Source organism: Paracoccus haematequi (assembly GCF_900631945.1).
GTDB classification, from domain to species: domain Bacteria; phylum Pseudomonadota; class Alphaproteobacteria; order Rhodobacterales; family Rhodobacteraceae; genus Paracoccus; species Paracoccus haematequi_A.
In genome coordinates, this window is sequence record NZ_UZWE01000042.1 from 1 (window position 1) to 26,335 (window position 26,335).

The following is a 26,335-nucleotide window of genomic DNA, read 5'->3' on the forward strand; positions in this document are numbered from 1 at the left end:
GCATAAAGCCGCGCATAATCCCCAGCCCCCACATGCGCATCCCCGAAACCCGCCGGAACAGGATGCTTTTCAATCGCTTCAATCGTCATCAGCTTGCCTCCTCCTCGATGGCGCACCGGATCCTCTGCCGCGATGTGCCGCCTGACCCAGGCTGCAAAACGAATGAAAGGACGGTGTTAATCTATGAACTTAATATCAGTTAACTTATTATTTTGGAAGACAAATATTGTGAAGTAATTAACGCAGGAAAAGCAGTTTCAGTAAACGATTTACCTTCCGCCCCCCTGCCCTTCCCGCGCGCCGACAGCCCCTGGGGATGCGGGATGTGGGACCAAAGGACTGCTGCGTTCGGCCCCCGAAGCTGCCATTATCGGACCACGGCGCTTGGGGGGGAGGACGCCACGATACTTGACGGGGCATTGCTGACCGACATGCAGGGGCGGCCGATCCGGCAGACCGGCCCCACCTCGTCCCGCGACTGGGACGAGGTTCAGGCCTTCTGCCGCAAGGTCTACATGCCCTATCGCGTCCGTCCGGCGGCGCCCCGGCTGCTGCCCGCCGCGACCATGCGCATGGCCCAGGTCGGGCGCGTCACGCTGACGCGGTTCGCCTATGGCGTGCCGATCCACCTGGACCGCTTCGACCCCGAGGCCGGGAATATCCTGGTGCTGAACACGCTGACGGGCGCGTTGCGGCACAAGCAGGACGCCGAGCGCACGGCGACCACCCGCGCGGGCGACAGCTTCGTGGTCGATTGTTCGCGCACCGATTACTGGCTGGACGGCGACGGCGACCACCTGCAACTGAACCTGACCATCCCCCATGACGCCATGGCCGAGATCGCGATGCGCTGGCTGGGCTTCGTGCCCGACGACCGGCTGTGGACGCGCAGGCTGGCCTTTGGCGGCAACGGTTCCCGCTGGCAGGCGCTGCTGGCCTATGTGGTGCAGTCGCTGGAGGCCAGCGGCCAGGTCCGGGGGGCGCCCCCGATGGCGCGGCACCTGGAGGAGCTGATCTGCATGGACCTGTTGCAGATCTGGGCCGAGGGCGCCGGGATCAGCCTGCGCGACGGCGCCCGCATGGCAGCCCCCCGCCATGTCCGCGCGGCCGAGGAGATCATGGCCAGCGAGGCGCGCGATCCGCCCAGCATGGCGCAGGTCGCCGACCGGGTCGGCGTCTCGGTCCGCGCCCTGTCCGAGGGGTTTCGCCGCTTTCGCGGCATGACGCCGCGCGATTTTCTGCGCGCCCGGCGGCTTGAGGGGCTGCGCGCGGCCTTGCGGGCGGCGGGGCCGGGCGACAGCGTGACCTCGGTCGCCGCCGATTGGGGTTACGTCAACCTGGGCGCCCTGGCGCAGGTCTATCGCGCCCGCTTCGGCGAGACGCCGGGACAGACCCTGGCCGCCGCCCGCGCGCGGGGATGACGCACGTTCCCTGCCGAACGCGAACGCGCCCTGCCGATTCCGAATGGCGCGGGGGACGGACGCGGCGCATCATTTCCGCTGTCGTCTGACCAAGGGAGGAACGTCATGACCGACTTGAAAGCCACTCTGGACCGGGTTCTGGACGGGGTCGTCTCGGGCGATCCGCGCGTGCCGGGCGTGGTCGCCATGGTGACGGATCGCAGCCGCGACATCTATTCCGGCGCGGCGGGCGACCGCGTGCTGGGCGGCGCGCCGATGACCGAGGATACGGTCTTCGCCATCTTCTCGACCACCAAGGCCATCGCCGCGACGGCCGCGCTGCAATGCGTCGAGGAAGGACTGCTGGATCTGGACGCCCCGGCCCGCGACTATGCCCCGGCCATCGGCGCATTGCAGGTGCTGGACGGCTTTGACGCGGCGGGCGACCCGATCCTGCGCGCGCCGAAATCCGACATCACAACGCGCCAGTTGCTGACCCATACCGCCGGATTCGGCTATGACTTCTTTAACGAGAATTACCGCCGCATGGCCCAGGACCACGGCCAGCCCAGCGTCGTCACCTGCTCGCGCGCCTCGATCCAGACGCCGTTGCTGTTCGATCCCGGCACGAAATGGGAATATGGCAGCAATATCGACTGGGTGGGCCAGGTGGTCGAGGGCATCCGCGGCAAGCGCCTGGGCGAGGTTCTGCGCGAGCGCGTCTTCGACCCCCTGGGCATGGCCGATATCGGCTTCACCCGCACCCCGTCGATGCGCGAACGCACCGCCGCGATTCATGCCCGCGGGGCGGATGGCGGCCTGACCGACATGGGCTTCTTCCTGCCCGACGATCCCGAGATCGACTGCGGTGGCCACGGGCTTTACGCCACCGTGCCGGAATACATGAAGTTCATCCGCATGTGGCTGAACGACGGCGCCGGTCCGCAGGGGCGGGTGCTGAGGCCCGAAACCGTCGCCCTGGCGGTGACGAACAAGCTGGAGCCGCATCAGAAGATCGGAATGCTGCCCGGCGTCATTCCCGCCCTGTCCAATGATGCCGAGTTCTTTCCGGGGCTGAGGAAAGGCTGGTCCTACGGCTTCATGACGGTCGAGGAGGACGCCCCCACCGGCCGGCCCGCGGGCGCCCTCGGCTGGGCCGGGCTTGCGAACCTGTTCTACTGGATCGACCGCCGGAACGGCGTCGGCGGCTATTGGGCGACGCAGATCCTGCCCTTCGGCGATCCGGTGTCGTTCACGGGCTATCTGGACTTTGAAAGCGCCGTCTGCCGGGCCATGGCGGGGGCAGCGGCGGCCTGACGCGACACAGCGCGGGCAGGGATCCCCGTCCCCGCCCGCAGCCAACCGGAGGAGACCATGACCACGCTTTGTCCCCCTGAAGACCTGCCCGACTGGGTGCCCGGCCGCGTGCTGCTGGCCAGCGACGGCCTGGGCTGGCGGCATGTGGGCCTGCGGTCCTATCGCTATCGCGGCCAGGACGTGATCGTCCCCGCGATGCGGGATTTCATGCTGGTCAGCTATCAAAGCGGCACCACCCCGATGCGCCGCCGCTTCGACGGCCGCTGGACCCGAGAGCGGATGGCCCCCGGCGCGGCCTCGCTGCTGACGCGGGCGCAGAACAACCGGGTTTTCGCCGGTCTGGTCCCAGATCGGCACCGGGGTGCGCGCGAAGATCTGATAGCCGCCGGGCGTCGCCACCGGATAGATCGAATTCGCCGCCCCGCCCAAGCCGATCGCGCCCTGCGGCGTGTTGGTGCGCGGCGGGTTGTATTTCGGCGCCGTCAGGCGTGCGCGGGGATCCAGCGGCATCAGGAAGGGCAGGCCCGGCCAGAAGCCAAGCGCGGCCACCCAGTATTCCGACGAGGAATGCAGCCGGACCAGATGCGCGGTATCCTCAAGCCCGTTTTCCTGCACCAGCAGTTCGGGATCGGGCACCTTGTCGGCGATCCGCGCCCGGTAATCCGCCACGCATTCGGCAGTCCAGGGGTCGAGATACAGCGCAGGCAGATAAAACAGCCGGCTTTTCAGCGTGATCTCGTGCGACGGTCCGAGAGAGGCGACAAGCGCCCCGATCTCTCGGCTTGCGTCGTCAAAGCCGATCTGGGCAGGTTCGTAATGAACCAGAAGCGAGGCGAAGCAGGGCGCGGTCTCGATCACGCCGCGGATCCCCGCCTCGGCGACCGCCCGCGCAAGTCCCTGGGCCATGAAGTTCAGATCCAGGTTCATCTCATCGCCGAATTCGATCAGCATATAGCGGTCGCCGGCGGGCAGGAATTTCGGGGCGGGATAGATCATGCGGCCTTTTCCTCCGCAAGGCCGCTGGCGGCCACCTCGACGGCGGTGCGCGCGACCACCCGTTCCATGATCGAAACGATCTCGGCCAGATCGGCCTCGGTGGCGATCAGGGGCGGGCACAGGGCCAGCGTATCGCCGATGGCGCGGAAGATCAGCCCTTCCTCGTGCGAGATGCGCGCCGCGATGGCGCCCACCTGGCCCGGCACGGCGAAGGGCCGCTTGCTGGCCTTGTCGGCGACCAGTTCGACCGCGCCCAGCAGACCCATTCCCCGCACCTCGCCCACCAGCGGCAGGTCGGCCAACCGGCGCAACCCCGCCTGGAAGCCGGGTTCAAGGCGCGCGGCGTTGCCGATCAGGTCGCGCTCTTGGATGATGGCCAGGTTCTCGGCCGCCACCGCCGTCGCGACCGGATGGCCCGACCCGGTGAAGCCATGGCCGAAGGTGCCGATCCTGTGGGTGTTGTCGGCCACGGCCTGATAGATCGCGTCCGTGAACATCACCGCGCCCAGCGGCATGTAGCTGGAGGTAATCTGCTTGGAAAGCGTCACGATATCGGGCGTGAAGCCCAGCCGCTGGCTGCCCAGGACTGTTCCCAGCCGCCCGAAGCCGGTGATCACCTCGTCCGACACCAGCAGGATGTCGTATTTCCGGCAGATCGCCTCGACCCCCGGCCAATAGCCCGCCGGAGGAACCATGACCCCGCCCGAAGACATGACAGGTTCGCCGATGAAGGCGGCGATGGTATCGGCGCCTTCGCGCAGGATGGTGTCCTCCAGTTCGGACAGCAGGCGGGCGCAGAACGCCTCTTCGGTCTCGCCCTCGTGCCCGAAGCGATAGAAATGCGGGCAGGTCAGGTGGATGACCGGCACCAGCGGCAGGTCGAAATCGCGATGGTTGTTGGGCAGGCCGGTCAGGCTGCCCGCGCCGATGGTAATGCCGTGATACCCCTTGTGCCGGGCCAGGAACTTCTTCTTCCGCGGCCGGCCGAGCGCGTTGTTCGGATACCAGACCAGCTTGATGACCGTGTCGTTCCCCTCGGATCCCGAATTGGTATAGAACACCCGGCTCAGGTGATCCGGGACCATGCCGACAAGCCTTTCCGACAGCCGGATCGACGGCTCATGCGCCTTGGACGCGAAGATGTGGTAATAGGGCAGCTTTTCCATCTGCCGCATCGCCGCCTCGCGCAGGCGAGGTTCGCTGAACCCTACCGCGACGGACCACAGGCCCGCCAGCCCCTCGATGTATTTCTTGCCGGTGGTGTCATAGACATGGATGCCCTCGCCCCGGTCGATGACCAGCGGGCCGGCCTGTTCGAAGGCGCGGGCGTCGGTATAGGGATGCAGGGCGGTCGCCACGTCCGTATGGGCCAGCGAATTGGATAGTGTCATACTTGACCTCATGCGTTCAGGACCGGAGAGATCATGAGATATTTCATCTCCAGATACTCCTCGATGCCGTGATAGGATCCTTCGCGGCCAAGGCCGCTTTCCTTGATGCCGCCGAACGGCGCGACCTCGTTCGAGATCAGCCCCTCGTTCACCCCGACCATTCCGGTTTCCAGCGCCTCGGTGACGCGGAACATGCGGTCGATGTCGCGGGTGAAGATATAGGCGGCAAGTCCGTATTCTGTGGCGTTGGCGGCCCGGATCGCCTCGTCCTCGGTCGAGAATCGGAACAGCGGCGCCACCGGCCCGAAGGTCTCGTCGCGGGCCAGTTCCATCCCCGCATCGGCGCCCGACAGGATCGTCGGCGTGAAGTAGCGCCCGCCAAGGGCATGGCGGCCGCCCCCGGTCACCAGCACCGCGCCCTTGGCCAGGGCGTCCGCGATATGGCGTTCGACCTTGGCCACGGCGGCGTCGTTGATCAGCGGGCCGGTGGTCACGCCGGGTTCGGTGCCGGGGCCGACCTTCAGCGCCTCGACAGCCTCCTTCAGCGCCGCAGAGAAGGCATCATGGATGCCGTCCTGCACGAAGATCCGGTTGGCGCAGACGCAGGTCTGACCGGCATTGCGGAACTTGGAGTTCATGCAGGCCGCGACCGCCGTCTTCAGGTCGGCATCGTCGAAGACGATCAGCGGGGCGTTGCCGCCCAGTTCAAGCGAGACCTTCTTCACCGTCCGCGCCGCCTGTTCCAGCAGCAGCTTGCCGACGCGGGTGGAGCCGGTGAAGCTGATCTTGCGGACCGATTGCGCCTCCATCAGCGCCGCCCCGATCGGGACCGGCATCCCCGTCACGACATTCAGCACGCCAGGGGGCAGGCCCGCCATGCGGCCCAGTTCGGCCAGCGCCAGGGCCGAGAACGGCGTGAATTCGGACGGCTTGAGGACGGCGGTGCAGCCTGCCGCCAGCGCGGCGGCGGCCTTGCGATGGAACAGCGCGGACGGGAAATTCCACGGGATGATCAGGCCGCAGACGCCTACCGGCTGTTTTTGCACGATGATGCGCTGCCCGGCCTTCGGCGCCGGGATGGTGTCGCCATAGGTGCGCCGGGCTTCCTCGGCGAACCATTCGACAAAGCTGGCGCCATAGGCGATCTCGCCGCGCGCCTCGGCAAGCGGCTTGCCCTGCTCGCGCGTCAGGATCAGGGCCAGTTCCTCTTGATGCGCCATGATCAGGGCGTGCCAGCGTTTCAGGATCGCCGCGCGCTGCCCGGCCGCCAGCGCGCGCCAGGACGGCAGCGCGGCCTCGGCTGCGGCGATGGCGCGCCGGGTCTCGGCCAGGCCCATGTCGGGCACCTGGCCGATGACCTCGCCCGTCGCGGGGTCGGTCACATCCAGGGTCGCGCCGTCGTCGGCACCGACCCATTCGCCGTTGATGAAGGCAAGCGGTCGCATCAGATCGGCCGCCTGCGCCGTGGGGGGCATATATGTCATTGCTTTCGTTTCCGGTGAAAGGTCAGCGCACCGCGCGGGCGGCGCGATAGCGGTCCAGCACGACCGCGCCCACAAGGACCACGCCCAGCGCGATCATCTGATAGTTCGAGCCGATGCGCAGAAGATCCATCCCGTTGGCCAGGACGGTGATGAAGATCACGCCCAGGATGACGCCGGGCACACGCCCTTCGCCGCCCCGCAACGAGCAGCCGCCGATCACCGCCGCCGCGATCGAGTTCAGGGGAAACTCGCCGCCCAGAAGCGGTTCGCCCGACGATACCCGCGCCGTCAGCAGCCAGCCCGAAAAGGCGGTGATCGTGCCGCAGATCACATAGGCGGCCAGCAATTGCCGGTTGACCTGCACCCCGGCCACCACGGCCGATCTGAGGTTCGACCCGATCGCATAAAGATAACGTCCCAACCGCATGTGATGCATGGCAAGCCAGACCAGCGCCACCACCGGCAGCGCCATGACCAGCGAGGTCGGCAGGCCCAGGATCCGGCCCGACCCGATCTGATAGACGAAGGTCCGCGGCAGTCCGGGGACTTGCAGCCCCTGCGAGATCACCAGCGTCACCCCCTTGAAGATCGAGGCGGTGGCCAGGGTGACGATGAAGGCGTTGACCTTGAGAACGGCGACCCCGATGCCGTTGATCAGCCCGCAGACAAGGCCCACCGCAAGCGCGGTCCCGAACCCCGCCGCGATCGCCAGCGCGTCGTTTTCGGGAAACAGCGCCATCACGGCGACCATCGCCTTGGCCGATACGACCGATGTCAGCGCGACGACCGCGCCCACGGACAGATCGAACCCGCCCGAAACCAGAACGATCATCTGCCCCAGGGCGATCAGCAGCAGGAACACCATCTGCTGGCTCATGTTGGTCAGGTTCATCGGGCTGAGAAAACGGTCGTTGCCCAGTTGAAAGACGACAAGGCAGATCGCCAGGATGATCGGCAGGGCGCCGAACCGCATGACGCCGTCCACCAGCGACCCTGCGGCCCCGCGCGAATGGCCCGAATTCATGCGCGAGCTTTTGGCTTCGGTCATTGGGTATTTCCTTGATGGGTTTGGTCGCCGAAGGCATGGGCCACAACGGTTTTTTCGTTGAGCGAGGCCTTGGGCAGATCGGCCACCAGGTGGCCCTCATGCATGACATAGGCCCGATGGGCCAGATGGACGAGTTCCTGCAAGTCCGAGGTGATCAGCAGCACCGCCGCGCCTTCGGCCACCAGGCGTTCAAGCTGACGATAGAAGTCCAGCCGGGCGCCGACATCGACCCCGGCTGTCGGCTCGTCGAAGATGAAGACCCTGCGCGCGCGCGACAGGGCGCGGCCCAGCACGACCTTTTGCTGGTTGCCGCCCGACAGCGACCCGACCGCAAGCCCCGGCACGGCCGGCGCGATGCCCAGCCTCTGCATCAACTGCGCCGTCAGATCGCGCAACCGTCCCGCCCGCACGATGCCGACGCGGGTATAGCCGGGATCGGCCAGCACCTCGATCTGCATGTTCTCGGCGATCGAACGGCCAAGCGCCAGCGCCTCGCCGCGCCGGTCCTGGGGCAGATAGACCAGGCCGCGCGACAGAAGCCCGGCGGGCGACGGGTCCGCGATTTCTTGTCCGTCCAGGACGATCCGGCCCGATTCCGTCGGCAAAAGCCCGAAGACGGCGCGCGCCACCTCGGCCTTGCCGCATCCCACCAGCCCGCCAAGCCCCACGACCTCGCCCGCGCGGACACGGATCGACACGCCCTTGACGGGACCTGCGCGCAGATCCCGCGTTTCCAGCAGGACCGGCCCCGGACGGTGCGGGCTCTGGGGATAGAAATGGTCCATCTCGCGCCCGACCATGTCTGCGATCATGCGTTCGTTGGTGACTTCGGACAGGCGGTAATGTCCGGTCTGGCGCCCGTCGCGCAGGATGGTCACGACATCGCCCAACCGACGGATTTCCTCCATCCGGTGGCTGATATAGAGGATCGCCCAGCCCTCGGCGCGCAGACGGTCCACGATCCGAAACAGCCGTTCGGATTCGTCATGGCTCAGCGCGGCGGTGGGTTCGTCGAGGATCAGGACGCCCGGCACGCCGTCCAAGGCGCGGGCGATTTCCAGCAATTGCTGCTCGGCCCGCGACAAGGTCTCGACACGGGTTTCAGGGTCGAGATGCAGGCCCAGCCGGTCAAGCGCGGCGCGGGTGCGCCTATGAAGCGCCCCATGGTCAAGCAGCCCGCCGCGCAGCGGCTCGCGCCCCAGCCCGAAATTCTCGGCCACGCTCAGCGCAGGCGCCAGGCTGAAATCCTGGAGCACCGCGTCGATCCCGGCGGCGCGCGCGTCCGAGGGCCTGAGATCGGGCGCGGGCCGGCCGCGCACGAAGCGGTCGCCCCCGTCCAGCCGGTTCACCCCGGTCAGCAGGCTGACCAAGGTGGATTTTCCGGCGCCGTTCTCGCCCAGCAGCATATGGACCTCGCCCCGCCGCAGATCGAGGCTGACATCCTTGAGCGCGGCGAAGCTGCCATAGAACTTGCAGGCGGCGGAAAGCGAAACGACCGCCTCGCTTTCTGCCTGTGGTGCCAAGGCGTTCATTGGCCTTCGGTCAGGCTGAACGTGACGGCAAAGTCCTTCGGCGCGAACATGTCGGTATATTCGAAGCTGTCGATCGTGTCCGAGGTGACCATCTGCGGTTTCGGCCCGGCCCGCTTGGCGGCAAGCGTCTGACCTTCCAGCAGGCGCAGGACCATGTCGACCGCAAGACGCCCCTGGAGGGTCGTGAAATCGGCGGGCGAGGCCTTGGTGTCGCCGGCCTTGATATTCTCGTAGACGGGCGGAATGATGTCGAACGCCACCACCTGCACCTTGCCCGCAAGACCCGCGTTGCGCACCGCGACCGCGCCCGCCTCGGCCGCGATGTCCACGCCGACGACCCAGTCGATGTCGTCATAGGTCAGCAGCGCGTTCGAGATGAAATCAAGTTGCACGTTCAGCCCCGTGTCGCCCCGCCGGGTGACAAGCACTTCGACGCTGGACCCGGCGATGGCGTCGTTGAAGCCGCGCACCGCGTCGTCGGACCAGCCCGCACCCTGTGGTCCGGGGAAGAAGCCGACTTTCAGCGGCTGGCCGCCGGCCTGTTCAACCAGGTATTTTCCAGTGGTGAAGGCAAGATCGTAGAAGCTGACCAGTGCGTGCCCCGAGACCGAGGGTTCGTTGACGCCGTTCACGAAGTCGATGACCGGGATCCCGGCATCGGTCGCCTTCTTGACCAATGCGCCGACGCCATCGGCCGAAATCGCGCCCAGGATGATGCCGTCGAAGCCCTGGGCGATGCAGTTGTCCATCTGGCTGAGCTGGGTGGACAGGTTGTTGTAACCCCCGGCTTCGTAAAGCGTCATCGACGCGCCGGTGCGGGCGATCTCGTCGGCGATGCCGTAATTGGCGGCCACCCAATAGCTGTCTTTCAGATGGGGGAAGAGGACGCAGATGTTCCAGGGCTTCGTCAGCTCTTCCTTGGTGATGAGCGGCCAGTCGGCATCCTTCTTGGAGCCGTCCTCCTGGACCAGTTCGACCGGGAACGAACTGCGCTCGGCCAAGGCCAGGCCAGGCGCCGTCGCCAGCGAAAGCCCGGCCAGCATCATTAGTTTGGGCGAAAATCTGAACATGGTTTTCCTCTGTTGGAAGCAGTTTCGGCAATCCGGGCGGTTTTTTGTTTTATCTGCCCGGAGGAGAATCGGCCGGGATCAACCGGCCGTATCAATGACCTGCCGCAGCCGTTCGGCCACCGCCCGCGCGTTGGGCGGATCGGAATGGATGCAGATGGTTCCGAATTCGACCCGCAGCGGCGTGCCGTCGGTCGCCTCGACCTCGCCGGTTTTCAGCGCGCGTTCCAGCCGCGCGGCCGCACGGTCCAGGTCGATCGCGGAGTGCTTGCGCGGGATGATCAGCGCGCCTTCGGGCGAATAGGTCAGATCGGCGAAGAATTCGCCGATGAAGGGCACGCCGATCTCGGCGGCGGCGGCCTCGTGACAGGTGCCCGCCATCCCGAAAAGCGGCACTCCGAAGGGCGCGACCGCCTTGGCCATCGCCAGGGCGGTCGGCATGTGCCGGGCCGCCATTCCATAGACGATGCCATGCGGCTTGACATGCGAAAGCGCCACCCCTTCGGCCCGCAGAAAGCCGCAAAGCGCCCCGATCTGATAGGTGAAGGCGGCGGTCAGTTCCTCGGGTTGCAGGTGCATCTCGCGGCGGCCGAACCCCTCGCGGTCGGGCAGCGAGGGATGCGCGCCGATCTTCTTGCCCAATCCGACAGCCAGGCGGACGGTGCGCGCCATGGTCAAAGGGTCCGAGGCATGGAAGCCGCAGGCGATATTGGCGCAGTCCACGAAAGGCATGATCCCTTCGTCGTCGCCGAAGCTCCACGGCCCGTAGCTTTCCCCCATGTCGCAATTGAGTGTCGCCATTCCGATGTCCACTGTTATAACAAAATCGAGCTTGGCACAGTCTTTACTCAAGTCAATGATTCGTGTCTACTGTTATAACAATTTTTGCGGCGGGCGGCCGCCGCGCTGAGAGGGATCCGGAATTGCAGCAGTCGCGCCCAGACGGGGAACCGTCCTATGATGTCGGTCCGATCAATCACCATGTGCTGCACGAACAAATCTATGACGCGCTGAAGCGGCACATGATGATGGGGCGCTTTACCCCCGGCCAGCGCCTGCCCCTGCGCAAGCTGGCGCAATCGCTGGGGACCAGCCTGATGCCGGTGCGCGATGCGCTGCAAAGGCTGGAAAGCGTCGGCGTGGTGGTGTCGTCGCCGACGCGCACGATGATCGTGCCCGAGCCAACCGCGAAGGAGCAGCGGGATCTGGTCCATATCCGTTCGCTGCTGGAAGCGGATGCCGCGGCCAAGGCGGCGCTGAACCACACCGAGGCCGAACTGGCGCAGATCGCCGGACATTGCGACAGCATCCGAAAATCGGCCGAGACCGACGATCTCGACCTGTTCCTGGAGGCGAACTATAATTTCCACATGGCCATCGCCGTGGCGAGCCGGATCTCGTTCATCACCACGATCCTGGAGCCGTTGTGGCTGAGAATGGGACCGCTGGTGCGCAACTACATGCCCAACCACGACCACTTCCTGCGCGCCATCGCCAATCACGAGCGTATCCTGGAGGCGCTTGCGGCGAGAGACCCGGAAAAAGCCAGCAGCGGGATCATCCACGACGTGATCGAAAGCAATCGGTTCGACGCGTAAAGCCTTTTCGAAGGCGCCCTTGAAAACATGGGCCTGTGTCGGAAACTTCGGCGGCTGCGCGCCACCGGAACAGGGTTGATCCTGCGGGATGCTGCGCCGAGGGTAAGGATGGCGTAACCTGACGCCGCTTGAGGCAACTTGGTCGGGGGCAGAGGACAGCGATGCGGGCGATTCATGCGGAAAACCACCGGACCCACCGGATCGGCTGGCTGCGCGCCGCCGTGCTGGGCGCGAATGACGGGGTGGTCTCGACTGCGGCTTTGATCGTGGGCGTCGCCGGGGCGGGGTCGGATCGCGGGACGGTGCTGATCGCCGGGCTGGCGGGGCTGGTCGCGGGGGCAATGTCGATGGCGGCCGGCGAATACGTTTCGGTCAGTTCGCAGGCCGATGCCGAGGCCGCGGATCGCGCCCGCGAACAGGAGGAGCTTGCGACGATGCCCGAGGCCGAGCTTGCCGAGTTGCGCGACATCTATGTCGAACGCGGCCTGGATGCCGAACTCGCCACCCGCGTGGCCGAGCAGCTGATGGCAGGGGACGCGCTGAAGGCCCATCTGCGCGACGAACTGGGGATCACCGAAAGCCTGGCCGCGCGCCCCCTTCAGGCGGCGGCGGTTTCGGCGGCGACCTTTTCGGTCGGGGCCGCCCTGCCGCTGGGCGTCGCGGCGCTGGCGCCGTCGCATGTGGCGCTGTGGGTCTCGGTGGCGACGCTGGCCGTCCTGCTGGTGCTGGGCGGCCTTGGCAGCCATGCAGGCGGCGCGCCCATCCGGCAGGGCGCCATGCGCGTCGCTTTCTGGGGCGCGCTGGCGCTGATCGCGACGCTGGCCGTCGGCATGGTCTTCGGCGTGGCGGCGGGCTGATCCCCCCGCCGGTCCTTCATTCGCCGCCCGGCCCGGCGCCCAGCGGCCGCTTGCGGCCCGTGATCATCGACCGGGTCAGGTTCTCATGATGGCGCAGGCTTTCTAGGGCCACGCCGCCGACGTGGAAACCGACCAGGACCAGGATCAGCGTGGCCAGGCTTTCGTGGATATTCTCCATCGTCTCGGAGCCGAAAAAGGCGTCGGTCGTCTGCAACCAGCCGGTCAGGGCCGTCGCCGCGATCACCGCCAGCAGCGCCACGATCATCGCGCCGCCCGCCGGATTGTGGCCCAGATAGCGCCGCTCGCGTCCATGGAGCAGATCGCCCAGATAGCGCAGCACCGCGCGCGGCCCGCGCACGAAATCGGCGAACCGCGCGTGGCGCGACCCCACGATCCCCCACAGAAGGCGCAGCGCGACCAGCGCCATGACCGCATAGCCGATGCGTTCGTGCAGCCATTTCCATTCGTCGGCCGTGATCCAGGCCGCCGCGATCAGCGCGGCCTGGGACCAGTGATACAGGCGCACGAACGGGTCCCAGACCTTCACCGGGACCGCGTCCGGGGCGTCAGTCATCCGACCCGACCGCCTCGAACGTGGCGGGATCGAAGAAGATCTCGACCCGCTTGCCCGTGTCGTCCTTGCCATAGACCTCGTAGCAGCCGTCCTCGGTCTTGACGTTGGCGATCTGCCAGCCCTTGGCGGTCAGTTCGGCCTTCAACTCGTCCACGGGACGCCATTTCTCCTTGGGAACGTCGCAGCGGTCGGCGGCAAGGGCGGGCAGCGCGGCGCCGGCCATCACAAGGGCAACAAGAAGGGTGCGCACGGGAAACCTCCATCATCAGGGGTGCGATGGGGGCGGTGTGGCAGGCGATCCTTACGCCAGGCTTACTGGTCAAGGCAGATGCAACCGCGCCTCGAACCCGTCCGCGCGGCCCGGCGCCGGAGAGTGCAGCTCCAACCGCCCGCCCGCCTGCTGCGCGATCTGCCGGGCGATATGCAGGCCAAGGCCGAAGCCGCCGCTGCGGCGGCTGGCAAACCGATCGGCGATCCGCGCCAGATCCGCCGCCGGGACGGGCGTCCCGCCGTTGCGCACGACCAGCACCCCCGCATCGTCCAGGACGATATCCACCGGCGTTCCCTGGGGCGCGTGTTGCAGGGCGTTGTCGATCAGGTTGCCCACCACGATGGCCAGCGCATCCGCGTCCATCTGCGACGGAACCGGACCCTCCGGCAGCACCACCCGCAGCCGCGATCCGTCGCCATGCGCGTCGCGCAGGACATGCGGCAGCAGCCGCGCGACATCGACCGGCGCCGCCCCCCGGCCGATGCCGGATTCGGCCCGCGCCAGTTGCAGCAGCCGCGTGACCAGCCGCGACATCCGGTCCAGCGCCCGCCCGACGGCGGCCAGCCGGTCGCGCTGCACGTCGTCGGCGGTCTCGTGCTGCATCCGCTGCACCTGCGCCAGCGCGATGGCCACCGGCGTGCGCAATTCATGCGCGGCGTTCGAGGCGAAGGCGCGTTCCCCCTCCAGCGCCTGCGCCAGCCGCGCCATGAAGCCGTTCAGCGTGGCAATGACCGCCGAAAGCTCGGCCGGATGGGCCTCGGCATCCATCGGCGACAACATCTGGCTGTCGCGCCGTTCCACCTCGGCCCGCATACGGTCGAGCGGTCGCAAAGCCTGCGCGGTGATCCAGCGCACCAGCATATAGCCCAGGGGCAGGATCGCCAGCATCGGCAGCAGAAACGCCAGATAGCTGTCGCGCCATGCCTCGGCCCGTTCCGCCAGCGGATCGGCGAATTCCAGCGCGAACCCCGCCGCGTCATATCCGGTCGCATAGACCATATGCGTCGCCGTGCTGGTGTGGCGAAGCGGGGCGATCCGGTCGGGGAACATGGCCGCCACTGCCGCCGGGGCGCTGGCCACCACCCGCCCGCTGCGGTCGATCAGCTGCCACAGCAGCGCCTCGTCCAGATCGACCGCCTGCGCGGGATCGCCCCCGCCGTCCGGCGGCAGCAGCCCCGCCCGCCATGCGTGGCTGAGAACGGGCAGCAGCGTTTCGGCCGAAACCTTCAGCTGCTGGTCGTAAAGCTCGTCCTGTTCATGGCGCAGCACCATCGCCATGGTCAGCAGCGCCACCACCCAGACCGCGCCCAGCCCCAGGCTGACCAGCAACGCCAGGCGGCGCGCCAGCGTGGGGCGGCGCGCGGCCATCACACGGACCCCATGCGATAGCCGAAGCCGCGCACCGTTTCGACCGCGCTGCGGCCCAGCTTGGCGCGCAGGCGGCTGACATGCGCCTCGATGGCATTGCTTTCGACCTCGGCGTCGAAGGCGTAAAGCGCCTCCTCAAGCTGGTCGCGGGTCACGATCATGCCGGGGCGGCGGCTGATGCGTTCGATCACCGCCCATTCCTTGCGCGTCAGGTGGACGGGGGCATCGTCCAGCAGCGCCGCCTGCCGTTCGGGCAGCAGAGCCAGCCGGCCAAAGCGCCGCTCGGGCTCGGCGCGGCCGTCGATGCGGCGGCGGATGGCGGCGATCCGGGCCAGCATCTCGTCCAGGTCATAAGGCTTGACCAGGTAATCGTCGGCGCCCGCGTCCAGCCCCTCGATCCGTTCGGTGATCCGGTCGCGCGCGGTGCCGATCAGCACCGGCACCCGGAGACCGCGCCGCCGCAGCCCCCGCAGGAAGGCGATGCCGTCGCCGTCGGGCAGGTGCAGGTCCAGAAGCAGCAGATCGTAATCCACCCCCGCCAGCGCATCGGCGGCGGTGGCCAGGTCGGCCGCCAGATCGACGGCATGGCCCTGCGCCGCCAGATGATCGGCCAGCGCCGAGGCCAGATCGCCTTCGTCCTCGACCACCAGCAGCCGCATGGCACGCCCTTTCCCGACCTGCCCGTCAGCCAACCGTAAGGTCCGCGCGCGACAGGGCAGCACCGAAACTAGCGGAACGGACCATGCGCGAACAGATCCCGGCACCCGTGCCCGCGCAGGCGCATCCCGGCCCGCAACCACAGGTTCTGACATGATGTCCAAACCGGCCCTTGCCGTTCGTCCCGCCAACCAGCGGCTGCGCATCGCCACCTTGCGCCTTTTCTTCGTCGCGGCCCTGATCCCGATCCTGTGGGGCGTTCCCGTCTGGCAGGCCGTTCCGGTCCGGGCGCTGATGCGCACGGCGGGCAGCCTGTGCATCGTCGCGGCCGTGCTGGGGCGGTTCTGGGCGATCCTTTATATCGGCGGGCGCAAGAATGCGCAGGTGATGCAGGACGGTCCCTATTCCATCTGCCGCCACCCGCTGTATTTCTTTTCCACCATCGGCGCCACGGGGTTCGGCCTGCTGCTGGGCAGCCTGCTGGGGGCCGCGCTGTTCGGGCTGGGCGCCTTTACGATCCTGTCCGCCACCGCCCGGCGCGAGGAGGACTATCTTCGTGCCACGTTCGGACCTGCCTATCGCGATTATGCCGGCCACGTGCCGCGCATCCTGCCCCGGCCGTCGCTGTTCCGGGCGGGACCGGGGATGATGCTGAACCTGAACGCCCTGCGCACGAACCTGGCCGACGCCCTGGTCTTTGTCGCGGCCTTCCCCGTGGCCGAGGCGATCGGCGCCCTTCACGACGCGGGGCTGGCGCGCGGGTTCTGGATCTTCTGACACCTGCAACTCAGGCACGGGCGGGCTTCGGCTGCGCCGCCCCGGACCGCCGCGCCGCCTGCCTTTGTCCCCGGTCGCTGCGGATCGGATCGGCCAGCAGGCGCAGACCGTTCAGCACCACCAGCACCGTGCCCCCTTCGTGCCCGATCACGGCCAGCGGCAGGGGCAGGGAAAGGAACAGGCTGGAGGCGACCAGCAGCGCCATCATGCCCATGGCGAAGATCAGGTTCTGCCGGATCACCCGCCGCGTCCGGCGCGCCAGCCGGTGCGCCGCCGCCAGCCGGCCCATGTCGTCCGACAGCAGCGCCACATCCGCCGCTTGCAGCGCGACCTCGCTGCCCGCCGCGCCCATGGCGATGCCGACATCGGCCCGCGCCAGGGCGGCGGCGTCGTTCACCCCGTCGCCCACAAAGGCCACCTTGCCGCGCCCGGCCAGTTCGCCCACCAGCCGGACCTTGTCCTGGGGCAGCAGGTCGGCCATCACCTCGTCGGGCGCAAAGCCCAGTTCGGCCCCGATGCGAAGCCCGACGGCGCGCCGGTCGCCGGTCATGATCCTGATCGTGCCGACCCCCTCGCCGCGCAGCGCCGCCAGCCCCGCGGCCGAGCTTTCGCGCGGGCGGTCGGCCACCGTGACGGCGCCCAGCAGGCGGTCGCCCCGGCCAAGCCATGTGACGGTCTGCGCCGTGTCGCGCAGCGCGTCGAATTCCGGCCCGTCGACCTGGGCCCCCATTCGGGCCGCGAGCCTGCGGTTTCCGGCCCAGATCGTGCCGCCCGCATCCGTGCCGGTGATCCCTTCGCTGGGGATCGCCTGCACGTCATGGACGGGCGCGGGGATGATGCCGCGTTCGGCCGCGTGGCGGCGGATCGCCTCGGCGATGGGATGTTCGGACTGCGCCTCGATCCCGGACAGCAGCGCCAGGAACGCCGCCTCGTCCCCAAGGGCGATCAGCCCCGTCACCTCGGCCTTGCCGGTGGTCAGGGTGCCGGTCTTGTCGAAGGCGAAGCTGTGGACCTCGGCCAGCGTTTCCAGCGCGGCGCCGCCCTTGAACAGCACGCCGCCCCGCGCCGCCGCCGCCAGCGCCGACAGGATCGCGGCGGGGACCGAGATCACGATGGCGCAGGGGCTGGCCGCGACCAGCAGCGTGGCCGCGCGGTACAGCGCGTCGTCCCACGACCAGCCCAGGGCCAGCAGGACGCAAAGCGCCAGGCCCGATCCCGCCAGCACCGCCACGGTATAGCGCTGCCCGAACCATTCGCTGAAGCGTTCCGAAGGCGCGCGGGCGGCCTGCGCCTCGGTCACCAGCGCGATCATCCGCGCCACCGTGCTGTCGGCCACGGCCTGCGTGACCTGTACCCGAAGCACGGCGTTCAGGTTCACCGTCGCCTCGAACACCTTGGCGCCGGGGGCCTTGTGGACGGGCATGGATTCGCCGGTGATGGTCGCCTCGTCCAGCGCGCCGTCGCCGTCCAGGATCACCCCGTCCACCGGCACGCGGGCACCGGGGCGCAGCACCACCACATCGCCGGGCATCAGGTCGGCCACCGGCACCTCGCTGACCCTGCCGTCCGGCGCCTGCCGCAGGGCCGTGTCGGGGCGCAGCGCCATCAACGCCTCGACCGCGCGGCGGGCGCGGCCCATGGCGCGATGTTCCAGCGTGGTCGAGATGCTGAACAGCGTCAGCAGCACCGCGCCTTCCAGCGGCGCGCCGACGCCCGCAGCCGCCAGGGCCGCGACCACCATCAGCAGGTCGATGTCCAGCACCCGGTCCCGCCACAGCACCGACAGCGCCCGCAGCCCCGTCGGCACCCCGCCCGCCAGATAGACCAGCAGAAGCCCCGCAGGCCCCCAGAGGCCGGGAACGACAAAGGCGTCGAAAGCGGCAAGCCCCATGCCGAATACGGTGGCAAGGGTCAACGCCATCATCAGGCGGTCGGAAGAAAGATCGAAGGTCATGTCCTGTCCTGGCTGTGCCGCAGGGCGGCAGGGGCTGGGCCGAAATCCAGGACTATCCTGACCCTTTCCTGACGGACAGGCCATCGCAGAGTGGTGCGCGGGGCGTGGGTCCGGGTTTACGCCGGCGACGGCCCCGCATCGCGGCCGGGCGCGCCCATCTGCGCGCGCGTCAGCGTCAGCACCGAGCCGTCGCCCGCGCAGGTCAGCCGGACCCGCCAGTCGGATGTCTGGAAGGTCAGGCGCAGCTTGCCCGCGTCGTCGGCCTCGCCCCGTTCGATCATGGTCCTGATCCGCCCCGACCGCATCCGGTCCTGAAAGGTCGGGACATCAAGACCCAGCAGCGGCGCGATGGCGGCCGCGTCGACGACCGGCTGATCGCCGTCGAAGCCGACCGTCATGCGCGGGACGGATGCCGTCATGACCGCCGCCCCCCGCCTAGGCAGCCAGCTGTTCGTCGGAGGGGCCGAAGAACTCGTAATGGATGCGGTCCGCCGGGACGCCCGCCTCGCGCAGGCCGGTGACGAAATGGCGCAGGAACGGCCGGGGACCGCACAGATAGATGTCTGCCTCGGCCAGGGGGGTGTTCGCCCGCAGCCAGTTCATGGTGATCCGGCCGGGATTGGCCCTGTCCTCGGCGCCGGTCTCGTAGAAGGTCTCGACCAGCACGTTGCCGTGGCGCGCGGCGGCCTTGCGCACCTGCGCGTCCAGGGCGTGATGGGCGGGGCTGCTGGTCCCGTGGACGTAATAGACCGGCAGGTCGCGGTGGCGGTCGGCCACCACCTCCATCATGCTGACGAAGGGGGTCAGCCCGACCCCGCCCGACAGCAGCAGCAACGGCCGTTCGGGACTGTCGGCCAGGCTGAAATCGCCTGCGGGCGGCGTGGCCTCGATCACGGTGCCGACCTGGACCCGATCATGCAGAAAGCGCGAGGCCTCGCCCTGGGGTTCGCGCTTGACGGTGATCCGATAGCCTTCCGCATTCGGCGCGTCCGAAATGGAATAGTTGCGCTTTACCCCCGCAAGCCCCGCCGCGTCGAAGCGCAGGGTCAGATACTGGCCGGGACGGTGCGGCACGACCGGGCCGCCATCCTGGGGGCGCAGCAGGAAGGATGCGATCCCCTCGGCCTCGACCTGCCGGTCGGCGATCACGAAGCGGCGCCAGTCGGTCCAGCCGCCGGGCTGCGCGATGATGCCGTCGCGGATCGCGGCCTCGCGGTCGATCAGCAGGTCGGCCAGGAACCAGAAGGCCTCGCCCCAGGCTTGCAGGATCTCGGGGGTCGCGGCTTCGCCCAGCACTTCGCCGATGGCGCCCAGCAGGGCCTCGGCGACAAAGGGGTAATGTTCGGGCAGGATGGCATAGCCGACATGCTTCTGGGCGATCCGTTCGACGGCCGCGCCCAGGGCGGGCAGGTTGTCGACATTGCGCGCATAGGCCAGCACCGCCTGAGCCAGCGCCAGCCGCTGGGTGCCGCTTTGCTGGTTGGCATGGTTGAACAGGGCGGCGATGTGGCCGTTGCGGAACAGGCGGCGATACATCACCTCGGTGATCGCGGGACCATGCCGTTCCAGCGCGGGCACCGTCGCTTTCACAAGGGCAATGGTCTGGTCCGACAGGGCGCGGGGCATGGGAATCTCCTGAAGATGTATCCTGAGGAATGTATATCTCTGAAAAGATGCATTGCAAAAGCATGTTATCCGGCCTGCGGGAATATGTCGCGGTCAGGCCAAGCCTGCCGCGTCGGGAAGATCCTGGAACAGGCCGCGAAAAACCTCGGGCCGGGCGACGACATCGCTGAGCCGATAGCGGTCCAGCACCGCCAGGAAGGCCAGGCTCGCCTCGGCCAGGACCGGGGGCAGGCCGCAGGCCACGGCGATCCGGCAGGTGCTGCAATCGACCAGATCGCCCAGATCCTCGGTATGGCGCACCACGTCGCCGATCACGATGGCCGAGGCCGGGCGGGCCAGCCGCAGCCCGCCACCGCGCCCGCGCACGGTTTCCACGAAACCGGCATGGCCCAAATCCTGGACGATCTTCATCAGGTGGTTGTGCGAGATCGCATAGGCCTGCGCGATCTGCCGGATCGAGGCCAACCCCTGATCCCGGCCTGCCAGATAGATCAGCACGCGCAGGGCATAGTCGGTATAGCGGGACAGTTTCATGCCGGCCAGAATAGAAGCAGCCGCCCGGCCTGTATACGGCGCAATGCGGCCGCGCGGCGCGGCGCGCGGGAATCAGTCCCGGCCGCAGCTTGACCACCGATTAACCTTTGTTCCGACGCACCAGGGGAACGTAACGCCCCCGGTGGGGTTTCCCTGTCGCATCCCTGGTCCCGGAAACGGTCGTGTTCCCGCGTGTGGACATGCCGCACCCTGCCGGGCGGCGGGATCCATGACCTGACCGGCGTCGCTGCGGCCCATGGGTGCCCCGACACGCCGCGCCCACCATCCCTGCGGCCGCCGGAACAGGCGCCCGCATATTGCAGGAGGCCCCGAATGCCCCGTCGCTCTTCCGGCCTGCCCGTTGCGGCCACCGTCCTTGCGCTGTCGATCGGTGCGGGACTGGCTGTCGGCGCCGCGATGAAATCCGCGCCCCGGCGCCCGCCCGACAGCGCCCCTGGCCGCACCGCGCGGCGGTCCCATTTCGGCGGCTATCAGGTCGCCGGGCGCACCGTCACGATCGACGCGCCGCGCAGCCGCATCTTCCAGATGTGGCGCGACCCGAACCGCCTGACCGACTTCATGGAGGGGCTGGCGGCGGTCCAGGTCAGCGGCGACAGCGTGACCTGGGTCGTCCAGTCCCCCGACGGCCGCTTCCCGGTCGAGACCCGCCTGGTCGAGGAACGCCCCGACGAGGCCCTGGCCTGGCGCTCCGCAGAGGGCGCCGACATCCAGATCGAGGCCAAGGTGCAGTTGCGCGACGCCCCCGCCGGGCGCGGGACCGAGGTCGAGGCGCATGTCGCCTGGCGCCCGCAGGGCGGCATCGTCGGGCATTGGGCGGCGATGCTGCGCGGCACCGATCCGGCGATTCGCGGCAAGCAGGATCTGAAACGGCTGAAGATGCTTCTGGAAACCGGCGAGATCGCCACCTCGGCCAATCGCAAGGGGGACGACTGATGCGCGCACTGACCTGGCACGGCAAGCATGACGTTCGCGTCGACACGGTTCCCGACCCGCAGATCGTCAATCCCCGCGATGCGATCATCGAGGTGACGGCCACCGCGATCTGCGGATCGGACCTGCATCTCTACGACGCGGTGATCCCCGGCCTGCAACCGGGCGACATCCTGGGGCACGAATTCATGGGCCGGGTCGTGGAAACCGGCCCGAAATCCACGCTGAAGAAGGGCGACCGGGTGGTGGTGCCCTTCACCATCTCTTGCGGGGCCTGCTTCTTCTGCGGGCAGGGCCAGTTTTCCGCCTGCGACAACTCGAACCCGGTCGAAAAGCAAGAGGCGTCGGAACTGCTGTACGGCCATGCCGTCAGCGGGCTGTTCGGCTATTCCCACATGACCGGCGGCTATCCGGGCGGTCAGGCCGAATATGTTCGGGTGCCGTTTTCCGATGTCGGTCCCATCGTGATCCCGGACGGCATCCCCGACGAACAGGTGCTGTTTCTGTCCGACATCCTGCCCACCGGCTGGATGGCGGCCGAGAACTGCGACATCCAGCCCGGCGATACCGTGGCCGTCTGGGGCTGCGGGCCGGTCGGGCTGTTCGCGATCCAGTCGGCGCTGCTGATGGGCGCGCATCAGGTGATCGCCATCGACCATTATCCCGGACGGCTGGATCTGGCGCGCGGCCTGGGCGCGAAGGTCATCGACTATACCCAGACCCATGTGCTCGAGGCGCTGATGGAGATGACCGGCGGCATCGGCCCGGACGCGGTGATCGACGCGGTGGGCATGGAAAGCCACGGCTTCGCCCCCGACAGGATCATGGACGCCGTGAAGCAGAAGATCGGCGTCGGCGCCGACAACATCCACGCGCTGCGGATGGCGCTGATGGCGGTCAGAAAGGGCGGGCGCGTCTCGATCCCGGGCGTCTATGGCGGCATGGCCGACAAGTTCCCGATGGGCGCGCTGATGGAAAAGGGCCTGCAAGTCCGCACCGGCCAGACCCATGTGCAGAAATACACCCGCGAGTTGCTGCACCGCATCCTGGAAGGCGAAATCGACACCACCTTCCTGATCTCTCACCGGCTGTCGCTGGAGGATGCGCCGACGGGTTACCGGAATTTCCACGGCAAGCAGAACGAATGGACCAAGGTGGTGATGACGCCGGGCGCCGCGTCCGGCCCCGCGCAAGGAGGGGACCATGGCTGAGAAAGACGGCGACAAGACGACCGAGGCCGGACCCGTGGACAGATCCGCCGGGGCCGCGGGCGAACCCGCCGATACCGATTACTATCGCGCCACCGAACCCGTCCGCAGCAGGCTGGCCTGGCAGGTGCTGATCTGGCCGCTGGCCCTGGTGCTGCTGATCGTCCTGGGCGCGGTCTGGGCCTTGTCGTGACGGACAGGGCGCCCCGGCGCGTCCGTTCCTGACCACGCGGGAACCGGAACCCCCTCTGCCGCCTTTCGCTTTCATAAGCAAGCGGTTGGAGGGGCCTTGCCATGGATCAGGATACAGGGTTGGCGATACCTTCGGTGCGCCCGGACGGATTGCAGCTTGACGAACATCGCGGCCGTCAGCGGCGTTACTGGCGGATGCAGCGGGTTGCCTGGTGGGGGTTCGGCGCCGTCATGCTGGTGGCGGTCCTGGGGCTGACCGGCAGCGGCGGGGTGTTCCACAAGCAGACCATCGCCTTTGCGGATGCCACGGTCGAAATTCCCCGCGTGTCGCGATGGGAGGGATCGGACGACCTGTCCATCACCTTCCACGGACCTGGCGACAGCCACGAGGTCATCATCACCCAGCCCTTCTTCGACCGCTTCGCCATCGAGCGTATCCAGCCCGAGCCGGACCAGAACCCCTTGCTGCCCGGCGCGCAGGCGATGCGCTTTGCCGCCACGGGCGCCCCGCCCCATCAGGTCAAGGTCGATGTCCGCGCGACGCATTTCGGCTGGACCCGCTTCGACATCGCCATCGGCGGGGAAACGCGCCCGGTCTCTCTTCTTGTCCTGCCGTAACGGAGCACATCATGGATTCGGTCATTCGCGGCGTCTCCATCTATATCGTCCTGCTGATCGCGACCCGGCTGTCGGGCCGTCGCACCATGGCGCAGATGACGCCCTTCGATTTCGTGCTGCTTCTGATCATCGCCGAGACGACGCAGCAGGCGCTGCTGGGCGACGATTTCTCGATCAGCAACGCGGTGGTGCTGATCCTGACGCTGTTCGCGACGGACGTGGTGCTGGCCTGGCTGAAGGGGCGGTCTCCGCGGGTGGAATCCCTGCTGGACGGCAGCCCCACGGTGCTGATCAGCCAAGGCGAGATCAACCGGGAAGCGATGCGCCGCGCCCGCGTCAGCATCGAGGACGTGCTGGAATCGGCCCGTGAACAGCACGGGCTGAAATCCCTGGCCGATATCGACGCCGCCGTGCTGGAGGTCAGCGGCGGCATCAGCATCATTCCCAAGGATCCGTGATGCCGGACCCTTCTTTAACTGTTTCTGTGGGTGTGAAGTACGCGCCCGGTGCCACCCGCGATCATCTTGCCAATGTTCCTGGGCGTTCGCAACAAGTAGCGAAAGAGTCATCCCGATCTGTCCGTCTTCCGTGGGTCCCAGGCATCAAGCCGGAGGACACGCCATGAGCGGATCATCGACATCACCCCGAGCGGCTCACGCTTCTTTCCGTGGTCGATATCAGGATCGCCACAAGCAGGGATCGGAAGGTCGGGCGGCCAAGCTAACTCGCGTCTTCGCAGTCGCAGATGGCGATGCGGACAAGAGTCTGGACGGTCTCACCCGAACCCTCGTCCCCTCGGGGGACATCTCTCCGCCGCAGCGGATCTCTCAGCCTATGTCAGCCTCCCACGATGCGGATGACCGACAGGCAATCTCATGCTCCGGCAACTGCGGCGGGGGCCGCGACCTGGCCATCGCCCGTCTTCCAGATGAAGACGGTTCCCTCGACCCAGATACGATGCATCAGCACGGACATGCGTCGAGCAAGAGCGGTGACAGCGCGCTTGTGTCCCCGGTTCTTCACCAGCCGCATGCCCCACGCCTTGAGCGACGACCAGCGCTTCACGCGGGTCAGCAGGATGTGTGCGGCCTCGTAGAGCGCCGCCCGGGCCATCACGTCGCCGCTCTTGGACACGCGTCCGTTCCGGGCGACCTCTCCGGACTGCCAGGTGCGCGGTGTCAGTCCCAGATGCGCGCCGACAGACTTGGAGCGCCGGAACCGGGATGGCACGTCGATCGTCGCGCGATAGGTCAGCGCAACGATCGGGCCGACGCCGGGAACGGTCATCAACCGGCGGCACACGTCGTCGTCACGGGCGAAGTCCATCGCCACCTTTTGCAGGTTGGCGTATTCGAGAGCCAGGGCACGCCTCGCAGTCAGCATCGGATTGAGCGCCCGCATCAGCATCGTGCGGTCGCCGGCCAGCTCCAGAACGCGCGCCTCGAAGTTGCGTTTGGACACCACGCCCATCTTCCGGCCGAAGCTGCGCAGCATACCTCTGATTGCCAGCTCGATATCCATCAGCTTGCGAACCAGCGTCTGCCTGGCCACCAGCAGGAAGCGCAGTTCCTGCGCGGTCTGCGTCTTCACATGCACGGCGCGGAACCAGCCGGTGCGCATGATGTTGGCGATCCCGCGCGCATCGTTGCGGTCGGTCTTGTTCGGCATGGCCGACAGCGCCGCCTTCGCATGCCGCGTCTCAATACACACAACCGGCAAACCGGCTTCGGCCATGCCGCCGTAAAGCCATTGCGACGACGCCCCTGCTTCAAGGCCGATCCGCTTCATCGCCATGCCGCATTGCTCGAAGAATGCGACGAGATCGTCGGGTTCGGAAGCAACCTTCGCTTCCTTCATCACAACCCCATCAGCATCCACGATGCAGATGCTCGTCATCTCAAGGGAAACATCAAGTCCTGCAAAGTACTCCATCGTCTCTCTCCATTCCGGTTGCTGGTGGACCGGCACGAGCCGGTCAGATCACCGTTCACGGTATGGCAAGAGGCGCTTTCTCCACACGCGACGAGAACAGAAACAGTTACCCCAGCTGATCCTTCAGCTTGCGTTCGACTTGGGCGCGGCTGTTGCCCTCGGACTTGATCGCCTCGCGCACCTTGTCCTTGGACACGTCCATCTTGTCGGCTTCATAGCGGACCTCGTGATCCTGCCCGCCAGCGACCTTGCGGCGATCCTGGGCGCGGCCGTGATCCTTGCGTTCGGTGGCCATCGCTTCCTCCTACCCGGCTTTCTGCAACAGGGCCAACGCCGGGGCCGGCGTTCCGTTTCAGCCGCCCTGGGGGAATTAGCCTTTATTCATGCCCTGTCCTGGAACGGATGCGGCGGGGACGGGTTCTTCTGGCTTACGGGGGCTGCCATCCAGCCGCATTCACGAAGGAACCAAGACCATGACAGACGCTGCCCATGAAGTATTCATCGACGGCCTGCGCAACGCGCATGCCATGGAAAAACAGGCCCTTTCGATCATGCAGCCGCAACTGAACCGGCTGGAACATTATCCGCAGGTTTCCGCGCTGCTGGAACGTCATATCCGCGAAACCGAGGGGCAGATCCAGCGCCTGGACCAGATCTTCGAAAACCTGGACGAATCCTCGTCAGGGTTGAAGGACACGATGCTGTCGCTGGGCGGGTCGATGGCGGCCCTGACCCACAGCATGGCCAGCGACGAGATCCTGAAGAACTCGCTGGCGAATTTCGCCTTCGAGAATTTCGAGATCGCGGCCTATACCGCGCTGATCACCGCCGCCGAACAGGCGAACCTGTCCCACGCCGTTCCCCTGCTGAAACAGAACCTGGACGAGGAAGTGGCGATGGCCTCGCAGATCCACGACGGGCTGCCCGAGGTGGTGCGCCAATACATCGTCCTGTCGGGCAGCGATCAGCGCGCCGATATCTGA

The 26,335-nt window shown here is 67.4% G+C and carries 27 protein-coding genes and 1 pseudogene; 11 read left to right on the top strand and 17 right to left on the bottom strand.

Annotated features, from left to right (window positions below; translation table 11 throughout):
* Positions 1 to 419 precede the first annotated feature (419 nt).
* Together PARHAE_RS14895 and acmB are read left to right on the top strand one after the other, a co-directional pair.
* The gene (locus PARHAE_RS14895) at positions 420 to 1,421 is read left to right on the top strand and encodes an AraC family transcriptional regulator (protein ID WP_241232836.1); all 1,002 of its coding nucleotides are present in this window, start codon (positions 420 to 422) and stop codon (positions 1,419 to 1,421) included.
* 105 nt (positions 1,422 to 1,526) lie between these two features.
* Positions 1,527 to 2,717, top strand: coding sequence for a methyl acetate hydrolase AcmB (gene acmB, locus PARHAE_RS14900; protein ID WP_126155375.1), 1,191 nt, complete (start codon positions 1,527 to 1,529; stop codon positions 2,715 to 2,717).
* A gap of 375 nt (positions 2,718 to 3,092) precedes the next feature.
* Here the strand turns inward: acmB and PARHAE_RS22150 are convergent.
* The 7 genes and pseudogenes from PARHAE_RS22150 to pxpA form a co-directional block, all read right to left on the bottom strand.
* Positions 3,093 to 3,713: pseudogene (locus PARHAE_RS22150) on the bottom strand (5-oxoprolinase subunit B family protein); the annotation flags it as partial.
* On the bottom strand, positions 3,710 to 5,104 hold the full coding sequence (locus tag PARHAE_RS14915; RefSeq protein ID WP_126155376.1) for an aspartate aminotransferase family protein: 1,395 nt from the start codon (positions 5,102 to 5,104) through the stop codon (positions 3,710 to 3,712). The pseudogene PARHAE_RS22150 and the gene PARHAE_RS14915, both read right to left, overlap by 4 nt.
* An 8-nt stretch (positions 5,105 to 5,112) precedes the next feature.
* Complete coding sequence (locus PARHAE_RS14920; RefSeq protein WP_126155377.1) at positions 5,113 to 6,588, bottom strand: NAD-dependent succinate-semialdehyde dehydrogenase; 1,476 nt, start codon at positions 6,586 to 6,588, stop codon at positions 5,113 to 5,115.
* A gap of 22 nt (positions 6,589 to 6,610) precedes the next feature.
* Entirely contained in the window at positions 6,611 to 7,636 is a 1,026-nt protein-coding gene (locus tag PARHAE_RS14925; RefSeq protein WP_126155378.1) for an ABC transporter permease, read from the bottom strand.
* A complete protein-coding gene (locus PARHAE_RS14930; protein ID WP_206436978.1) occupies positions 7,633 to 9,159 on the bottom strand; it encodes a sugar ABC transporter ATP-binding protein in 1,527 nt (508 codons plus the stop codon). The genes PARHAE_RS14925 and PARHAE_RS14930 overlap by 4 nt, the downstream gene beginning before the upstream one ends.
* A gap of 5 nt (positions 9,160 to 9,164) precedes the next feature.
* Positions 9,165 to 10,238: a TMAO reductase system periplasmic protein TorT gene (gene torT / locus PARHAE_RS14935; protein WP_126155380.1), complete on the bottom strand. Its 1,074-nt coding sequence runs from the start codon at positions 10,236 to 10,238 to the stop codon at positions 9,165 to 9,167.
* 78 nt (positions 10,239 to 10,316) lie between these two features.
* The gene (gene pxpA, locus PARHAE_RS14940; protein ID WP_126155381.1) at positions 10,317 to 11,036 is read right to left on the bottom strand and encodes a 5-oxoprolinase subunit PxpA; all 720 of its coding nucleotides are present in this window, start codon (positions 11,034 to 11,036) and stop codon (positions 10,317 to 10,319) included.
* Positions 11,037 to 11,158: 122 nt separating this feature from the next.
* Here pxpA and PARHAE_RS14945 point away from each other — a divergent pair, with 122 nt between their 5' ends.
* Together PARHAE_RS14945 and PARHAE_RS14950 are read left to right on the top strand one after the other, a co-directional pair.
* Entirely contained in the window at positions 11,159 to 11,833 is a 675-nt protein-coding gene (locus PARHAE_RS14945; protein ID WP_126155382.1) for a GntR family transcriptional regulator, read from the top strand.
* Positions 11,834 to 11,994: 161 nt separating this feature from the next.
* Positions 11,995 to 12,690, top strand: a complete 696-nt coding sequence (locus PARHAE_RS14950) for a VIT1/CCC1 transporter family protein (RefSeq protein ID WP_126155383.1) — start codon at positions 11,995 to 11,997, stop codon at positions 12,688 to 12,690.
* A 16-nt stretch (positions 12,691 to 12,706) separates the two neighbouring features.
* Here the strand turns inward: PARHAE_RS14950 and PARHAE_RS14955 are convergent, their stop codons facing one another.
* From PARHAE_RS14955 to PARHAE_RS14970, 4 genes are all read right to left on the bottom strand, one after another.
* Positions 12,707 to 13,264 carry a cytochrome b/b6 domain-containing protein gene (locus PARHAE_RS14955; RefSeq protein WP_126155384.1) on the bottom strand — a complete coding sequence of 186 codons (558 nt, stop codon included), beginning with the start codon at positions 13,262 to 13,264 and terminating at the stop codon, positions 12,707 to 12,709.
* Positions 13,257 to 13,514: a PepSY domain-containing protein gene (locus PARHAE_RS14960; protein ID WP_028719808.1), complete on the bottom strand. Its 258-nt coding sequence runs from the start codon at positions 13,512 to 13,514 to the stop codon at positions 13,257 to 13,259. The genes PARHAE_RS14955 and PARHAE_RS14960 overlap by 8 nt, the downstream gene beginning before the upstream one ends.
* A gap of 69 nt (positions 13,515 to 13,583) precedes the next feature.
* Positions 13,584 to 14,903 carry a sensor histidine kinase gene (locus PARHAE_RS14965; RefSeq protein ID WP_126155385.1) on the bottom strand — a complete coding sequence of 440 codons (1,320 nt, stop codon included), beginning with the start codon at positions 14,901 to 14,903 and terminating at the stop codon, positions 13,584 to 13,586.
* On the bottom strand, positions 14,903 to 15,562 hold the full coding sequence (locus PARHAE_RS14970; RefSeq protein WP_126155386.1) for a response regulator: 660 nt from the start codon (positions 15,560 to 15,562) through the stop codon (positions 14,903 to 14,905). Before PARHAE_RS14970 ends, PARHAE_RS14965 begins: the two co-directional genes overlap by 1 nt.
* Positions 15,563 to 15,713: 151 nt before the next feature.
* On the opposite strand from PARHAE_RS14970, the gene PARHAE_RS14975 reads away from it, so the two are divergent.
* The gene (locus PARHAE_RS14975; protein ID WP_241232837.1) at positions 15,714 to 16,337 is read left to right on the top strand and encodes a methyltransferase family protein; all 624 of its coding nucleotides are present in this window, start codon (positions 15,714 to 15,716) and stop codon (positions 16,335 to 16,337) included.
* Between the two features lie 10 nt (positions 16,338 to 16,347).
* Here the strand turns inward: PARHAE_RS14975 and PARHAE_RS14980 are convergent, their stop codons facing one another.
* From PARHAE_RS14980 to PARHAE_RS14995, 4 genes are all read right to left on the bottom strand, one after another.
* Positions 16,348 to 18,291 carry a heavy metal translocating P-type ATPase gene (locus PARHAE_RS14980; protein ID WP_126155387.1) on the bottom strand — a complete coding sequence of 648 codons (1,944 nt, stop codon included), beginning with the start codon at positions 18,289 to 18,291 and terminating at the stop codon, positions 16,348 to 16,350.
* A 116-nt stretch (positions 18,292 to 18,407) separates the two neighbouring features.
* Positions 18,408 to 18,710, bottom strand: a complete 303-nt coding sequence (locus PARHAE_RS14985; RefSeq protein ID WP_241232838.1) for a DUF6522 family protein — start codon at positions 18,708 to 18,710, stop codon at positions 18,408 to 18,410.
* 16 nt (positions 18,711 to 18,726) lie between these two features.
* Positions 18,727 to 19,917, bottom strand: coding sequence for an NO-inducible flavohemoprotein (hmpA, locus tag PARHAE_RS14990; RefSeq protein ID WP_126155388.1), 1,191 nt, complete (start codon positions 19,915 to 19,917; stop codon positions 18,727 to 18,729).
* 93 nt (positions 19,918 to 20,010) lie between these two features.
* Positions 20,011 to 20,451, bottom strand: a complete 441-nt coding sequence (locus PARHAE_RS14995) for an Rrf2 family transcriptional regulator (RefSeq protein WP_126155389.1) — start codon at positions 20,449 to 20,451, stop codon at positions 20,011 to 20,013.
* A 333-nt stretch (positions 20,452 to 20,784) separates the two neighbouring features.
* Here PARHAE_RS14995 and PARHAE_RS15000 point away from each other — a divergent pair, with 333 nt between their 5' ends.
* The 5 genes from PARHAE_RS15000 (at position 20,785) to PARHAE_RS15020 (ending at position 23,878) form a co-directional block, all read left to right on the top strand.
* Positions 20,785 to 21,405, top strand: coding sequence for an SRPBCC family protein (locus tag PARHAE_RS15000; RefSeq protein ID WP_126155390.1), 621 nt, complete (start codon positions 20,785 to 20,787; stop codon positions 21,403 to 21,405).
* Entirely contained in the window at positions 21,405 to 22,613 is a 1,209-nt protein-coding gene (locus PARHAE_RS15005) for a zinc-dependent alcohol dehydrogenase (protein ID WP_126155391.1), read from the top strand. The genes PARHAE_RS15000 and PARHAE_RS15005 overlap by 1 nt, the downstream gene beginning before the upstream one ends.
* Positions 22,606 to 22,803 (top strand): hypothetical protein, encoded by a 198-nt coding sequence (locus PARHAE_RS15010; protein ID WP_126155392.1) that lies wholly within the window; start codon positions 22,606 to 22,608, stop codon positions 22,801 to 22,803. Before PARHAE_RS15005 ends, PARHAE_RS15010 begins: the two co-directional genes overlap by 8 nt.
* A gap of 101 nt (positions 22,804 to 22,904) precedes the next feature.
* Positions 22,905 to 23,420: a hypothetical protein gene (locus PARHAE_RS15015; RefSeq protein WP_126155393.1), complete on the top strand. Its 516-nt coding sequence runs from the start codon at positions 22,905 to 22,907 to the stop codon at positions 23,418 to 23,420.
* An 11-nt stretch (positions 23,421 to 23,431) separates the two neighbouring features.
* Entirely contained in the window at positions 23,432 to 23,878 is a 447-nt protein-coding gene (locus PARHAE_RS15020; protein WP_126155394.1) for a DUF421 domain-containing protein, read from the top strand.
* 415 nt (positions 23,879 to 24,293) lie between these two features.
* Here PARHAE_RS15020 and PARHAE_RS15030 read toward each other — a convergent pair whose 3' ends face one another.
* Together PARHAE_RS15030 and PARHAE_RS15035 are read right to left on the bottom strand one after the other, a co-directional pair.
* Positions 24,294 to 25,352, bottom strand: coding sequence for an IS110 family RNA-guided transposase (locus tag PARHAE_RS15030; protein ID WP_126155395.1), 1,059 nt, complete (start codon positions 25,350 to 25,352; stop codon positions 24,294 to 24,296).
* A 106-nt stretch (positions 25,353 to 25,458) separates the two neighbouring features.
* On the bottom strand, positions 25,459 to 25,647 hold the full coding sequence (locus PARHAE_RS15035; RefSeq protein WP_126155396.1) for a DUF3606 domain-containing protein: 189 nt from the start codon (positions 25,645 to 25,647) through the stop codon (positions 25,459 to 25,461).
* Between the two features lie 178 nt (positions 25,648 to 25,825).
* On the opposite strand from PARHAE_RS15035, the gene PARHAE_RS15040 reads away from it, so the two are divergent.
* Entirely contained in the window at positions 25,826 to 26,335 is a 510-nt protein-coding gene (locus PARHAE_RS15040; protein WP_126155397.1) for a ferritin-like domain-containing protein, read from the top strand.